The organism is Alkalihalophilus marmarensis DSM 21297 (assembly GCF_000474275.2).
Classification (GTDB): Bacteria; Bacillota; Bacilli; order Bacillales; family Bacillaceae_D; genus Alkalihalophilus; species Alkalihalophilus marmarensis.
On sequence record NZ_ATAE01000013.1, the window covers coordinates 1 to 14,172 of the forward strand.

Genomic DNA, 14,172 nt, shown 5'->3' on the forward strand with positions numbered 1-14,172 from the left:
TTCTATTTTTATTATATCTATATGTATAATCGGTTTAAAGTATAAAAATAGGCTGTTGAGAAGACTTTCTCAACAGCCTGAAGCTACTCTTAAAGGAGTAGCTATTAAACATATAATGACTCAATCTTTTCGATTGCTGGTATATCAGCAGGAGCCCATTCTAATTGGTGCAATTCTTTAGGAGTTAACCACTTCATATCTATATGCTCCGTTAACACTGGTTTCCCATCTAGCAAATTACAACGGAAGGTTGTTAAGTGTACCACACCAAAATCATACTCGTAGATGGTATGCTCAATTTGTTCATGAACATCTATTTTACACTTCATTTCTTCTAATAACTCACGCTTTAAAGCATCTTCAGGACTTTCACCCTTTTCAATTTTTCCACCTGGAAACTCCCATAGACGAGGAAGAGCTTTCTCAGCTCCCCTTTTTGCACAGAGAATTTTATTGTCTTCAAATATTACTGCTCCTACTACGTGTATGTTTTTTTTCAATGTTGTAACTCCTCTCTGGTTGCTTGATGCCTATAGTATAGCATTTTCGCTGTTTTCTGTAATTACCCAATCATCACGTTCACTTGTATCTTTCCTGATCACTTTCAGCTATATATTCATGGAAAAAGTCATTTGGTTCATAAGAATTACTAACTTTTTCGTATCTGCTCAGAAGGTAATTAGCTAAGTTATCATCTGCGCAATAAACAAAACAACCTTTCTGCCCTCTTGTCATTAGAGTTCGATATGTATTTCGTATAATTTCATCAGCTATCTTGGTCGCTTTCTCAGGGTTTTCTATTACCATCTTCTTTAACCCTCTGAGTGAAGAATCTGTTTTTGCTCTCTCTTTATGATCTGTAATAACTTCCCCATTAACATATTTTAAATCATTTCCTATAATGACGCCGACGTAATCAAATTCAAGTCCTTGGCAGGTATGAATACACCCTGCTTCTTTTACTGAGTTCGAATCAATCGCCCATGTAGATGAATTGTCCAAGTTCCAGCTCATATTAAATTTAAATTCTTCTAATTTAATATCGTGGTAGTTTGAGTCACTTTTTCCTTCTTTATTCCAATACATCATCCAGCCAAGCAAGATAACCATTCGAGCCATTACATCGAAATTGAGACTCAAGTTCCATCACTTCAATATTTGCATTTTTATCAATAGCATCCTTTTTTATTTCAGTTAGACTCCCGGCATCTTTCAAAGTCACCCTCTGATTTTCATCAATAAAAAAGAAAGAAAATTTAGAATAATTAATAATTTATTTGATTTGATTTTCTCCAAGATGTTGAAACATCCCTGATTTCTCATTTAACCTGTGAGCTTCATCTACGATGAGAGTATCAAATTCATTTTCTGGCGCTTCTATATAACTACCAGAACTTTTAAATAAGTTATCGATATGTCCTTTTCTAAAGTCTTGTTTTAATTTATTTGCATAGATATTTCTTGGAGCAACGTTCTTGGTTACGTATTGGCACACTTTGTTTTGGTTTGTTAACTCAACTAATAGATTAATAGCAAGCACTGATTTTCCAGTTCCGGGGCCACCACTCACAATTAATACTTGTTTTTCTCCCGTCCTAATTGCCGTATTAGCCATATGTATAGCTTGCTCATAGACTACTTTTTGTTCATCAATCAATATAAACTCCTTGTTACCCTTAAGCATGTTATTTAAAGAGTCTTGCAAAGATTTTGAAGGTCTGATTCGTCCATTTTCGATCTCATAGAGGTTTTCTTTATGGTCCCCGAACTGAATATAACGTATTATGAAATCTCGTAAATGAGCGGCTTCTCCTTTTACAAAGACAGGAGCTTGTTCAATATAATAATGATAAACAGGATTAGTTAAGGGATCTTTATTTCCTTGGTTAATATAATTATGTAAATAGGCACAAGGATAAAAGGATATCTCTCTTTTTTGCGCATTTTCGTTATGTTTTTAGCCAGTAAGAACTTAATAATATTATTCACACCTATTTGCCCACTTTCTTAAGATTTTTTTATTTTTAAAGCAGGAATTTACTCAGGTTTATTATTACTGTTATTTATAGGTTATTCAACTTATAGTAAATGCTGTCCTAATTTAAGATATAAATAGGAGAGTCATTTCGTAAATTAAAGATGGGTTTGAAATAATTGAGCTCCTTGGATAGAGTGACCATATAGGAAAAAGCCAATGCTAGGATTTATTAGCATTGGCTCTCAAATAACTAATATGTTGATACTGGTGGCCGGGGTCAAACAGCCACTATAAATCGCAAAGTACATTAACACCCTTCCAGAGACATCTCCACGAGGGTGTTTAGTTTAAGCTATTTGTGTTTTTTCTTTTGTGTGTTCTTCTTCATTGATGATACTTTGACTTTGACGGAATTCTTCAGCCAATAACGTGGTTTTAAACTCTACGGTTTCATCTATATCTTGGACAATATCTTGTAATTGTTGAACATCAGAGTAGAAGAACTCTTTACGTAAGTTTATTTTGTTCACACGATGAGCATTTAAGCGTTCATGAATTTTCTGCTCTAATTCTACTGCGTTATCACTGAATACCATAGCATGTATATCAAATTTAAACGGAACTGAGGCATTCCCTAATTCATCAATACGGTCCAGTGGATTTAAACGACGCGTCATCCCCACTTTAAACATGTTTTCACCAAACGAACCAAGGTTTGATATGACATACACATAGCCAGCTCGCCCATTTGCCCGTTTAACAATTTCACTCTTCTGCTCTTCAAGCGCTTCTACTTGTTCATTAAGCTCAGCAAGTCTTGCGTGTAAAGCGGCAATCTTCGTTTCGTCTTGTTCATTCTCAAGTAACTTCGTATTCTTCTCGATTTCTGTAAGATACTTTCCTTCCTCTTTTTCAATCTTTTTCTTCTCCTCTTCTAAACGTTTACGTTCTTCTGCTTCTTGTTTCATCTGTTCTTTAATTAAACGCTGCTCTTCTTTCTCTTTTTCCTTTTGAATATAGTATTTATATTCAATTTGAATCGCATTACGGAATAAAGGCTCTAATTCTGATAGGAACCTAGTAATCGTCGGTAGGATATTCGCGTTTCCATCCCCACAAATTGTTAAGTATTTATCAATCAATGCCTTCGCATCGTCTTGAGACTTATCAAGGTTCGCGTATTTTAATTTATGTAAGATGTTTTGCAATTCCGCCTTTAAACCAATTACCATAAGGTGATAGATTGTTTTGTTCGCCTTAGTTGAATAGCGACCTTCATAGGCTTTCAACAACTTAGCGATTTCACGGTTATTTGCTGTCATTTCTTTACGTAGCAACTTAGAATCTTGATGATGTAGATTTAACTCAACTAACGTACTTAACACGCCATCTCCCATCGCTTCTTCTAAAAGAGACAACTCTTCTTGAACCATATCCAAATTAACGGCTTGAGGAAACTTTTCAATAAGTTGTTTAATTCCTACACTTTCACTTTTGAACTTCTTTGCTGCTCGTCCTAGTTTATCAACTTCCTTTTGGTGTTTGTCGAGTGATTGTTCAACCATTTCTAGTTCTCTTTTTCGCTTAATCGCTTCTTCAGCAATTTCTCTAATATCACTTTCTGCGGTGAGTTTCGCTTCAGCAATAATATTGGCTTTAGCTTTCTCTTTATCAGCCAACAACTCATCAATTTGCTTAATCTTCTTCTCCTTTTCAGCAATAGCATTGTTTAATTGAAACCATTCTTTTAGTTTTCTAAACATACTGTTCCTCCCATAACTTTTCCTTTTTTGTGGTATGTTTTTACTGTATCATACCTATTATTCTACTGTATACTTCTAGAGAATATAACCGACAAGAAAAGCGCAACCAGAAAAGCCGCAGTCCATGCGGCTTGAACGTTCAAACTTCTCTGCGATTATATCCATTCTTTCTTAGAAACTCTTATTTGTCTCGGAGATTTCTCTCGTCTTTTAATCATTAAACAAGGAATATTTTAGCCTACCCAATTCTTTCATCGTATTAACATGAGCTTGTATTTCCCAAAGGTGAGGTTCAATCATTGGTTTCGCAAAATGGAATAAGGCTGAGTGTATTATTGAAGAAGGAACCGTGCTCTCCAGTTCAGAGGGAATCTTAGGAGCAGATGATCGGGCTGGGATTGCCGTTGTTTTAGAACTCTTGTCCCGTATTTCTAAAACAAACTTTAATGGTACGTTAAAAGTTGCCTTCACAGTAAAAGAAGAAATTGGCTGTGTTGGAGCTAGAGAGATTGACCAAGAGTTTATCTCTGATGTCGATGCTGCGATTGTCGTTGACCGTAGAGGAACAAGAGATATTGTTACATCAAACTATTCCACCTCTTTTTGCCCGGATGAGTTCGGGGAGCTTTTCGAGAAAGCAGGTAAATCATTAGGCATGGATGAATGGAAAGTGACTGTCGGGGGCTCAAGTGATGCTCGAGTATTTGCTGAGTATGGCATTTCCTCTGTGAACCTATCAGCAGGCTACTTGCATGAGCACACTGACTTTGAAACTCTTGATTACAAAGCAGCGTATGAAACGATGTTATTAGTTGAGGGTGTGCTGCACCAGCAATTAATAGGGGTTAGTAGCGAAGTGCAGGCTGGTGAGGAAGTATAAAAAGTAGCATTTGAATTAAAAAGAAAGGGCTAACTTCATTATTGAAGTTAGCCCTTTTCGTCTTCTAGCACATAAGGTTTTTTCCTGTTCAACCTTCCCTCCCCCTACGACCCAAATCTCATCGTATTATCTACCTTTCTTCGATACACTCGCTGTCTTCTTTCACTCTGCATTTCTTGTTTGTGCTCAAGCCTCATGAGGGCTTTTTCGGCTAGGCCGTATACTCTTCTTAGGTTGTCGAGGTCTTGGATCATGATCGGGTGCATGTGGCAGACATTGTTTCGTGTGACTTTGGTGTGAGTGAGGTGTTGGAGCTGGTCTTGGGTTAATGGGATGAGGTTGTTTAGGATGATGATATTGACTAAGTTGGAGTACGATGGGTCTTGTTTTATTTTAAGTGGCAGGGTAAGGATGATGATTTTCTTTAGGATATGTTCTAGATCATAAAGGAGCTGATAGGCGCGGACGGAATGTTTTTTTTGTGGTTTCATAGGTTATTTATCCTTTCTTCATGCTTGCTTATTCAATTCTTATTGGCTGCAAGTAAACGTTGTTGGATTTGGTGGATGAGAATTTCATGTTGTTGAGGCTGTTTTTGAGTTTTTTGAGCAGGTGGTTGAATGGTTTATATGAAGTTTTTAGGAATGGAGTATGGGATGGTTGAGTCTTTAAAGTGCTTTGCTTCTTAGGGGTCTCGGGTGAAGAGTCGAGTCGTTGATTGTTTGAGTATGCGCCTTTATTCTTGGAGAGTTCTGAGAACGAATCTTTTTGTCATTCATTTCCTATCTTCATCATACATTAAATCTCTACAAAATACATCACCTTTTTTAGGTATTTAGTAATGGGCTGGTGAATAATCGATCTGCCTCATCACCTGCTCTGTTTTATATGGTCTATATGTGAGTCTTAAAATGCAATAGGAAGTGCGCTGGATTTGGCGTTCGATGGTTGCGTAGGTGGCATCAATTGTTAACTGTATGGAGTTGCGGAATGTAATGATTGTTTTCGCAGGGTTGTCAGGGTCCGGCATAAAGGTGCGGATGTGGTGATAGAAAAACCAGGAGCATTCGAGCTTTGTGGGTGAATGGGTTGGGAAGGTGTAGATCTGATCCATCGTATCAATCGGGATTGGCACTTTACTTTGTGCTCTTGTGATTTCACTTACTGCTGTTCTGCGGCCGTCATAGGTGGCGCCGCCTTCAATACAAGCTCGCTTGATCATCGACATGCTTGATTCCGCTACATAATAGATTTGATGATTCTCATAGACAATCGTTTCATAGTCGGTGTGATAGGCTGGCATTATTGCAAGAGTGTGGCGGTTAATATCATAATTCGGCTGGATAGATGGTTTCATGGGGGAACGCTCCTTTTAGGTTCAGTGGTAGGTTTGTGACGGCTTCCTTGTCACGTAGTAGATGTATTGGGGGATGTGGTGTTTGGTCAGGAGAAAATAGATGAGGGCACCTATTTTCTCTACTTCTTGCTTTCGTCTATTCGCTGCTGGATTGGTGCTCGTATGGCTTCATATACTTGATTTGGAGTTTCATTTAAGAGATTTCCAGGTTCATCATGTTCAAACGATGCAGCGAGCTTCATGATAATGTCTAGGGAGATATTTCGTTTTCCATTTTCAATTTCACTTATGTAGGTCTCTGTTAAATCAGATCTCCAAGCTAACTCCGCGATCGTTAGGCCGGCTCGATTTCTTTTTGTCCGGATGATCACTCCAAACGATTCACTTAACGGATCTTTTCCTTGTTTTACCACAGATATGCTCCTTTTTTGAACATTATCTGTTTGCAGGAAATAACACACCATTAACGATCGTTAAAGTTTTACCTAATATATGGAAATTTTTAAAGATATTTTTATTTTATTGCTAAAAAATGACACATTAAAGGAGCTTGGTTAACCAAGCTCCTTTTGTAATCGGTTATTATGACCCTTTAAATATTCGATAGTTTAATAACCCTGAAAGTTGCTCCTATCTTAAAAAGCCTTAAGACCCTGACCAGACATCCTTCGCAATACGACCGCATTGTTCAAGTTCTTCTACCCATGCAGCTGCTTCTTGATAGCTTGTTTGATGAAGATCTTGATAACATCTAATCAGTGTATCCATCACTTCTGGAGCCATCTTGCTGCCATCGCCGCAAATGTACAGCCGGCCTCCTTGGTCTAAGAGAGAAAGAATGGTTTGCGCATTTTCCTTCATTAAATGCTGCACATACACCTTTTCCTCCTTCTCCTGTCTGGAAAAGGCACTATGAAGCTCAATGAGCCCGAGGCGTTCAGCTTCCCTAAGCTCCTTCTCATACAAAAAGTCCTGTTCTGGATGACGGCACCCGAAATACAAGTGGGCTTTTCCTAACGTTTCTCCTTCCTCTTGCAGCGCACGGCGAGCCTGGATGAAGCCTCTAAAAGGCGCGATTCCCGTTCCAGGTCCGATTAGAATCATCGGAGTTTCCGGGTCATCAGGCAGTTGAAAGTTCGATTGCGGGGTCCGAATGAAGCAGGCGATCTTGTCGCCTTTCTCTCGTGATGCCAGATAATTAGAGGCCACTCCCTCATACTCACCTTTGCCGCTCCAGGCTTTTCCTCGTACGACACTGACGGTAATACTTGTTTGATGCTCGTTCACACGTGGCGAGCTAGAGATCGAATAGTAACGGACTTTCAAGGACGGCAGCAATGATAGGAAACGTTCGAACTCCATTTCACACGAAGGATAAGCTTCAAGCAGCTCCAGCATAGTCTGACGCTTCTCTAAAATCTCTCGTTTATAGCTTGCATCCTCTATGAGCTGTTCAAGCTCCATTTTATGAGGAGGGCAAGAATTGCTTGCTGCGAGCTCACGAATTTGCGCGCGGGTCGCCGGCTCCTGCAGTTCTACATAAGACGATAACAATTGCGCAAGCTGAACAGGCTGGTTGGTAGGCAGGTGGTTTGCTCTTCCGGTCCCTTCTCCAAGAATGACAAACTCTTCTCCTTTTATTCCAAAACGGCTAAGCACCCTGTTCACAAGGGCTGCTGAATTTTCAGGCAGCACGCCAAGGTGATCACCCTCCTTGTAGGTGACGCCTTGTGGCAGATGTACATCAATGTGACGAGTGCTGCGATCAGTAGAATGTAAGAGTTCCAGATTGTCACGAACCACGGCTGTGAAAGCATCATACGAGCGAGCGACTGGTGTATAGCTGATTCCACTGACGAATTCCATAGACACTTGACCAGACGAGCGATCACCTTGCTCGAGCTCAAGGTTAAAGTGGTCCGCTAGACACGGCCATAAACGCTCCTGCCATTTTTCAAGGTCACCATCAAAGTCTTCACTCGCATCCCCTTCTCCGCGTTCAAGGAGTCTGGAAGCTCCTTTGGCTGCAAGCTCTCGATCAATGACAGCTGGGATGCGTTGATAGGTGCTCGCCCAATTACGATCGCCGCAGCCGAAAACAGCGTAGGTTACACCTTCTAGATCTGTTTCATCAGCAGAAGAAAGCCAATCCATAAAGGAGACCGCATTATCCGGCGGGTTTCCATTATAGGACGCAGATATAACCAGGACTGCCCCTTCAGTCGGAAGTTTACCAGCATATTCATCGAGTGGAGCTGTGGTCACTTCAAACCCTTGGTATTTTGCGGTTTCCGCAAGTTCTCGGGCTACCCCCTCTGCCGTCCCTAAATTGGATCCAAATAACACAAGTAATGGTATGTCATGAGATGGGAGGACTGACCCCGCCTTTGATTCTACAGAGGTTTCATTTTTCTCTTCAGCTGCCGGCGCTTGGAAGACCATTGCTTCTTTTCTTGGTTTTACTTTCATCGTTAATCGATCAGGCTTGAATGTTAACGTTTCTTTTACGTTTAGTTCATAATTCGTATGATCTTCAAGCTCAAAATACTGCAGGACCATGCCGAGCACGAGCGTTGCTTCATGAAGAGCGAACTGTTGCCCAATGCACGCCCGCTGGCCATTGCCAAACGGTTTATACGCATGATGCGGAATGCCTGCTGGATCTTCAAACCGCTCCGGTTTAAACTCTTCGGCATCGTTTCCCCAGACAGACCGGTCACGGTGCAGCTCCGGTATAAGGAGTGTGAACGAATCCCCTTTTTCAACCTCATATTCTTCGTCTAGTGTCGTATCTTCCTTGGCATATACAGAAAAAGCCGGTGCAGTTGGCCATAATCGTAAAGCTTCATTTAAGATCATCCGCACATATTTCAACTGTTTCACTTGTTTATAAGAAGGTGTATCATCACCAAGCACTTCTTCCACTTCTTGATAGGCTTTCTGTAATTTCTCAGGATGTTTCAATAAGAAATAGATCGCAAAAGATAGCAGACCGCTCGTTGTTTCGTGCCCTGCAATAAGGAATGTAATGATTTGAAAGCGGATGTTCTCATCATCAAGGGATTGTCCTGTTTCAGGGTCTTTCCCTTTAAGCATGTGGGCTAGTAAATCGTTCTCTCCTTGATCGCCCGCTTGTTTGCGTTCTTCAATTAATTGATCGACTAGATTGAACATATAATCAATATCTTCTTTAAACTGTCGTTTAGATCGAACCATCATCTTATCCTGGATCCCGAGCCGCTGAGTCTGACTCATTGATTCATCCATCGCTCTCACCATTTTTTCTACGAATGGATGAGCATCTTCACGATAGAAGCTGTTGAAACGATAATTGAAGCCGCACAAACCGATCGTATCAAGCGTAAGTCGTGTCATATCATCTGGTACATCAATTTCTTCATTTGCATTGAGCCTGGCCCATTTTTGGATCAGCTGTGTCGCAAGATCGACCATTTTATCATGATACCCCTTCATCGCCTGCTGACTGAAACTAGGCAGCAAAATATTGTGGGCTTTCTTCCAATTCGGTTCTTCTGTCTCACTGGTAAACAACCCATCTCCACCAAAGGCACGTACCTTTTGAAGAGCGGGTCCTACTTTTTTATCAAAGCGCGTCTCGTCACAAATTTCTGCAGCGAAGCGGGCACTAGAAACAAAAGTACTTACCCGGCCCGGAAATTGAAATCGATAGATCGGACCCAACTCACGGGCATGCTTCATAAACGATTGTACGGGTTTTTCTTTATCTATGACCGGTAAATTTCCGAGCGGACCATAGGATTTAGGTTGTGGAAGTTCTTCTATTTGCTTCATGAAAAAACACCTCTTTCATAGAAATGAAATTACCGGAATGAATATTCATTCCTATTACAGGAGAAGAAAACTGAGCCCCATCACTCAGGATGACGCACAGCGTCCCAGCAACTTCTCTCTACTCCTGCCAACAGTTCTTCTGAAGCCTCGAGCTCCCCTGCACGAATCAATTTATAAAGCTCAAGAAAACCACCAAATATGATAGCAATTAACGCTTTCGATGGAAGCTCTCGAATTTGCTTTTCTTCTTTCCCCTCATCGATAAAATTCTGAAGGATCATCAGCAGGCGATTAAAGTGCTCTCGGCTCGCTTCATCAAGAAAGTAAGCAGCATTATGTGTCTTTATGAAATAAAGAGCATGCTCATGTTCATTTGTAAAACGGACCATCCCATGAAATAAATGATGAAACTGATCACGGGTACTATGCTCTTTCGGATAATCTTCCAAAAGCGTATTGGTGAACAACGTGACATAATGTTGGAACAATGTATTGACGAGAACCTCTTTATTCTCAAAATAGCGATAAATGGTTCCTGCTCCCACATTGGCATCCGTTGCAATCATTGGAATCGTTGTCGCATCGAATCCACGTTCTGCAAATAAAGTCAGTGCACTGTGCAAAATATGATCACGTTTACTTGTGGATGTTGGCATCTGAAATTTCCTCCTTCTGCGGCGGAATGAATATTCATTCTTAATAAGTTTAGTACATCTTACCATACAGTGCAAGCAACGACTTAATACGTCTAGAGCTTTAATAAATCATTCTCATCGATTAATATATTGCCCCGAACATGTTTAATGAACCTTAATTTTAGTTGCTGATCCAGAAGGTGGTTCAGTGTCAATTAAACCATTAAGCCAAACTGATATTAATTGACCTTCTTGAAAACCATCAATAGAGTAATCGCTAGGTATTCCTAGCTTAATTTTATTATTTATATAATCTCTATATCCTTGCGATCTTGCATCAATAACAACAACAATAATGGTATCATCCTCATTAATATCTATTATTTCTGCCTCGAGATCAGCATTATTAGCTTGAGATGCATCTGGGGAACAGCCTATTAAAGTTAATGAAACTAGCAATAAAAATCGTAGTAAATATTTCATTTCAATCCCCCTTACTTAAGCATAGTTTCCAATTTGTCTAACTCTATTACCAAAGGCTCATTGTAACTTTCAACAAGGTTGGTCTCCAGATATGCCCGCAGAGCTCCTTTGATTGATGTTTTTTTATGGTATCTAGCCCTTGTATTTGTAAGTCTTCTAGTAGCTCCTCTAAACGTTTGATGAGCGTATTAAGGTAGCCATGGTCGTTCTTTACCCTCTTCTTCTTGGCTAAGTTGAGGACAATATTCGTTTGGACATGTACATCTTTTGTTTTACTAATAGGATTACTCATTTATTATCACCACGATTAAGTTGTTTAACTATCTTTTCAGCCTTATGCATCTCTTCTACTAACGAATTTTGATAGTCATTATAGCTATCCAAATAAGCACGAACTCCCCCTGCAATCTTGATCCCGCTGTTATCCTCATGATTCTCTATAATGGCAAGTGCATCTTTATATCGTTTATAAATTAATTGTAGAACACCGTCATTGATTTTGTTTGCATAATCTTTCTCTATTAAGTCAATCACGACTTTTATTTGTTCTTTTAACAGGATTTTATTGTCCATCATGCTCTCTCCGTTCACTAATTGACAATTGACCTTTAAAGTGTCGGTCCATATCTATCTTATAACACTTACTAAGATTTTATAGATATGTTAGAGTTTACTAATGAAAATGAATAGGAAGTGATAGGATGTTTCAAAAGATAAATCATATCAGCCGTGGATTTAAGGTCGCCTTCAGTATCCAAACGGTGTTAGTCGTTCTTCTATTTGTCAATCATTTTACAGGAGTGGAAGGTTTTATTGAAGCCGTGGTTTTTTATGGAGTTGTACTTATGTTCTTTGTGCTGGCCTACCTAACCTATAAAGATCAATCGAAGGCTGGCAAGCAGGGGGAATAAACTCATCGTAGTTAAATGACTAGTTACTAGTCATTCATACGTTATTACTTTTCATACATACTGCTTTTCTAGCTTATATACCAAGGAGAAAATATGAGCCATTTTAAATCTACTATTCGAACACTGATTTTAGCCTTTATCTTACTCACCATCTTTATGCTTGCATTTAATATTACTGTGCCGTTGGCGGATGATTTTCTCGACATGATGATCTCTGCACTGGTTATCTATCTGATCTACGGTATTCTTCCGCTTGGTTATCTTGGCTGCCTCATTGGAGAGGCCTTCTTTCAGCTAAGTAAGAAGTACCTTTATTCTAGTAAGGTTCTCGGTAGTGTCTTATATAGCTTGATAGGTCTTGTTTATGCCATTGGGTTTTATTATGTGGCTTTTAGTAACTCTGCTGATGAGATGTGGATTTTATTTGCGTTCGTCATTGTTTTTGTTTTCTGCAGCGTCTTTTATTATTTGCAGCGGGTAAAGGATTAAAAAGAAAAAAGTATTTAATTGCACTTTCAGTTGAAGGGAGTAAATAAGCCTGCCAAGCTAGCGCCCAGCAGGCTGATATCTCACACTATTAAACTTCGGGTGGTGCCTGTGAAATTGCTCCGCTGTATACATTAAGTGAAAAGATAAAGTTGAGTATTCTTTAACCTAAAAGATATAATTCTTTTAGAGTTTCAGTAAAATCAGAGTCCGTTTTTATTTCATCTCTATTTATAAGATCATAAAACTGGCTTAGTTTAAAAGAAAAATTGTATAGGACACCGGCAGCGCTATTTAAATTTCTAGCTTTATCTATATATACCTTAGAGCCATTTTTTCCTAATATTAAAATATTATATCTATCATTTGTGTTTTTCTCTAAGATTATTTTATTTGGCTTAAGCTCAAAAAAAAGAATAATGCTGTGCTTCGGAGTTATCTTTAAATATATTTTGAATTTCATTTAGTGTCTTTGCACTCTCAATATCATTTTGGCAATTTGTATCATAGTTCCTTACTTCTAGCTTGCTTTTCGAAAAAATGTATAATGCCAATACGGATTTATATTTATCTGTGAACGTATCTACCAGATATTCTTTTCCTATAATAACTTCAAAAAGCTCATATTGATTATTTCCTTCATCTAAAGTTAACTTTATAGTAGTTTCGGGGTAGCTTTCTCTATTTTCTGGTCCAATAGAAATAACACTTTTTTCTTTTTTTATCACTTTAAATTCAGCTTCAATCAGCTTATAAATACCTCTTAAATCCATATATGACCTCAACTTTCCTAATCTAACCCTTAGTATTACACGCGAAAAAGCACTTGTCGTTTAATCAAGTGCTTAATCTTTTAAGTTTATAAACAACTAAATCAAGTTAGAATATCATTAATAAAATGTGGAATAGGAATCGTTTTATTAATCTATTGATGTTTGATTATTTCCTAGATATTCATCTAACAAATCTTTGCCGTATTGACTTGTAGGTACAAGCCCAAAATGTTGATAAGCCCATATAATCCGAGTCTTAGTGGGATTATCTTCTTCATTTAAATCATAATTAAAATCAACAAGCAGCTTTCCTTCTTTACTAATACTCATTGTAAAGTTGTTCCACACTTCATTGTAATTCCCCTTTGTATAATCCCATAAATCCTCGATTAAAAAAGAGAGTTCGTCCTCTGCCTCCAAATAGTCAATTGCAGAAATAGAAAATTTATCAGGAATCGTTTGACTATATATAGGTTCATTTACTCCAGCAGGAAGATAATAAAAAAAGATAGTTTTTGCGGATGGATTCACCTCTCCATAAATTTTAACTTCATCCCATTCCTCGGGAATCATCTTAGTAACTTGAAAAGCAATTCCTTTATAAAACTCATTTAACTTTTCTTCCATTTATTATTCCCCCTTATAATTTCGTAACCTTTTACTATCCCAGTCTTCTTGTCCAATTTTAAACCTTACAACGAATTCGTCTGGTCTGTGAGAGTCTCCACGATAACGAGGTATAATATTAACTTCTACTGTTTCTGGAGGGTCTCTTCTCAAAGCTTGAGCCCATGCATTTTCAAGCTTCTAATATTCTCCTCGGTTAATATTAGCATTCATAGGAACTAAGTTATCAATATCACCAGATCCCTTAAATATACTTGCTATAAGATGTCCACCATCATCTGTTGGAAGGCGATCAGGTCCCCCAACTAATAAATAGCGCCTGTCACTACCCGTATTTTGTCGATAATCTTTCGACGTACTTCGAGTAGTGACAGGCACCTGTATCCTATATTGCTTTTGCCATTCATTTTCATACCAAAGTTCATTTGACTCGATAAAACCATGCATGTCTTCATTTAATTCATTA

General features: G+C 38.6%; 15 protein-coding genes and 2 pseudogenes. 3 read left to right on the forward strand and 14 right to left on the reverse strand.

The features are described 5' to 3' along the window. Window positions 1-104: 104 nt before the first annotated feature. The 3 genes and pseudogenes from A33I_RS05990 to A33I_RS06005 all read right to left on the reverse strand — a co-directional run bounded on the left by A33I_RS05990 (window position 105) and on the right by A33I_RS06005 (window position 3,741). Window positions 105-500, reverse strand: coding sequence for a (deoxy)nucleoside triphosphate pyrophosphohydrolase (locus A33I_RS05990; RefSeq protein WP_022627574.1), 396 nt, complete (start codon window positions 498-500; stop codon window positions 105-107). Between the two features lie 79 nt (window positions 501-579). Next, window positions 580-1,954, reverse strand: a pseudogene (locus tag A33I_RS20190) (DNA/RNA helicase domain-containing protein); the annotation flags it as partial. A 371-nt stretch (window positions 1,955-2,325) separates the two neighbouring features. Then, window positions 2,326-3,741: a GIY-YIG nuclease family protein gene (locus tag A33I_RS06005; protein WP_022627575.1), complete on the reverse strand. Its 1,416-nt coding sequence runs from the start codon at window positions 3,739-3,741 to the stop codon at window positions 2,326-2,328. Between the two features lie 349 nt (window positions 3,742-4,090). Here A33I_RS06005 and A33I_RS06010 point away from each other — a divergent pair, with 349 nt between their 5' ends. Beyond that, complete coding sequence (locus A33I_RS06010) at window positions 4,091-4,621, forward strand: M20/M25/M40 family metallo-hydrolase (RefSeq protein ID WP_022627576.1); 531 nt, start codon at window positions 4,091-4,093, stop codon at window positions 4,619-4,621. 104 nt (window positions 4,622-4,725) lie between these two features. On the opposite strand, the gene A33I_RS06015 is transcribed toward A33I_RS06010, so the two are convergent. From A33I_RS06015 to A33I_RS06050, 8 genes are all read right to left on the reverse strand, one after another. Beyond that, window positions 4,726-5,112 (reverse strand): hypothetical protein, encoded by a 387-nt coding sequence (locus A33I_RS06015; RefSeq protein ID WP_022627577.1) that lies wholly within the window; start codon window positions 5,110-5,112, stop codon window positions 4,726-4,728. 344 nt (window positions 5,113-5,456) lie between these two features. Continuing rightward, window positions 5,457-5,978, reverse strand: a complete 522-nt coding sequence (locus tag A33I_RS06020) for a competence protein ComK (protein ID WP_022627578.1) — start codon at window positions 5,976-5,978, stop codon at window positions 5,457-5,459. Between the two features lie 119 nt (window positions 5,979-6,097). Then, window positions 6,098-6,391 (reverse strand): helix-turn-helix domain-containing protein, encoded by a 294-nt coding sequence (locus tag A33I_RS06025; protein WP_022627579.1) that lies wholly within the window; start codon window positions 6,389-6,391, stop codon window positions 6,098-6,100. A gap of 232 nt (window positions 6,392-6,623) precedes the next feature. Beyond that, window positions 6,624-9,791: a bifunctional cytochrome P450/NADPH--P450 reductase gene (locus tag A33I_RS06030; RefSeq protein ID WP_022627580.1), complete on the reverse strand. Its 3,168-nt coding sequence runs from the start codon at window positions 9,789-9,791 to the stop codon at window positions 6,624-6,626. A gap of 80 nt (window positions 9,792-9,871) precedes the next feature. Next, window positions 9,872-10,447, reverse strand: a complete 576-nt coding sequence (locus A33I_RS06035) for a TetR/AcrR family transcriptional regulator (RefSeq protein ID WP_022627581.1) — start codon at window positions 10,445-10,447, stop codon at window positions 9,872-9,874. Window positions 10,448-10,591: 144 nt separating this feature from the next. Then, window positions 10,592-10,909, reverse strand: a complete 318-nt coding sequence (locus tag A33I_RS06040; protein WP_022627582.1) for a hypothetical protein — start codon at window positions 10,907-10,909, stop codon at window positions 10,592-10,594. 46 nt (window positions 10,910-10,955) lie between these two features. Next, window positions 10,956-11,201 carry a hypothetical protein gene (locus tag A33I_RS06045; protein WP_022627583.1) on the reverse strand — a complete coding sequence of 82 codons (246 nt, stop codon included), beginning with the start codon at window positions 11,199-11,201 and terminating at the stop codon, window positions 10,956-10,958. After that, window positions 11,198-11,482 (reverse strand): hypothetical protein, encoded by a 285-nt coding sequence (locus A33I_RS06050; protein ID WP_022627584.1) that lies wholly within the window; start codon window positions 11,480-11,482, stop codon window positions 11,198-11,200. The genes A33I_RS06045 and A33I_RS06050 overlap by 4 nt, the downstream gene beginning before the upstream one ends. 128 nt (window positions 11,483-11,610) lie before the next feature. Between A33I_RS06050 and A33I_RS06055 the strand changes: the two genes are divergently transcribed. Then, window positions 11,611-11,820 (forward strand): hypothetical protein, encoded by a 210-nt coding sequence (locus tag A33I_RS06055; RefSeq protein WP_022627585.1) that lies wholly within the window; start codon window positions 11,611-11,613, stop codon window positions 11,818-11,820. A 93-nt stretch (window positions 11,821-11,913) separates the two neighbouring features. Further along, window positions 11,914-12,309 carry a hypothetical protein gene (locus tag A33I_RS06060; RefSeq protein ID WP_022627586.1) on the forward strand — a complete coding sequence of 132 codons (396 nt, stop codon included), beginning with the start codon at window positions 11,914-11,916 and terminating at the stop codon, window positions 12,307-12,309. Between the two features lie 401 nt (window positions 12,310-12,710). Here A33I_RS06060 and A33I_RS21255 read toward each other — a convergent pair whose 3' ends face one another. The 3 genes and pseudogenes from A33I_RS21255 to A33I_RS20200 all read right to left on the reverse strand — a co-directional run bounded on the left by A33I_RS21255 (window position 12,711) and on the right by A33I_RS20200 (window position 14,153). Then, window positions 12,711-13,079 (reverse strand): hypothetical protein, encoded by a 369-nt coding sequence (locus tag A33I_RS21255; RefSeq protein WP_022627587.1) that lies wholly within the window; start codon window positions 13,077-13,079, stop codon window positions 12,711-12,713. A gap of 147 nt (window positions 13,080-13,226) precedes the next feature. Continuing rightward, window positions 13,227-13,706 carry an immunity protein YezG family protein gene (locus A33I_RS06070; RefSeq protein ID WP_022627588.1) on the reverse strand — a complete coding sequence of 160 codons (480 nt, stop codon included), beginning with the start codon at window positions 13,704-13,706 and terminating at the stop codon, window positions 13,227-13,229. 3 nt (window positions 13,707-13,709) lie between these two features. Next, window positions 13,710-14,153, reverse strand: a pseudogene (locus A33I_RS20200) (DNA/RNA non-specific endonuclease). Window positions 14,154-14,172 lie beyond the last annotated feature (19 nt).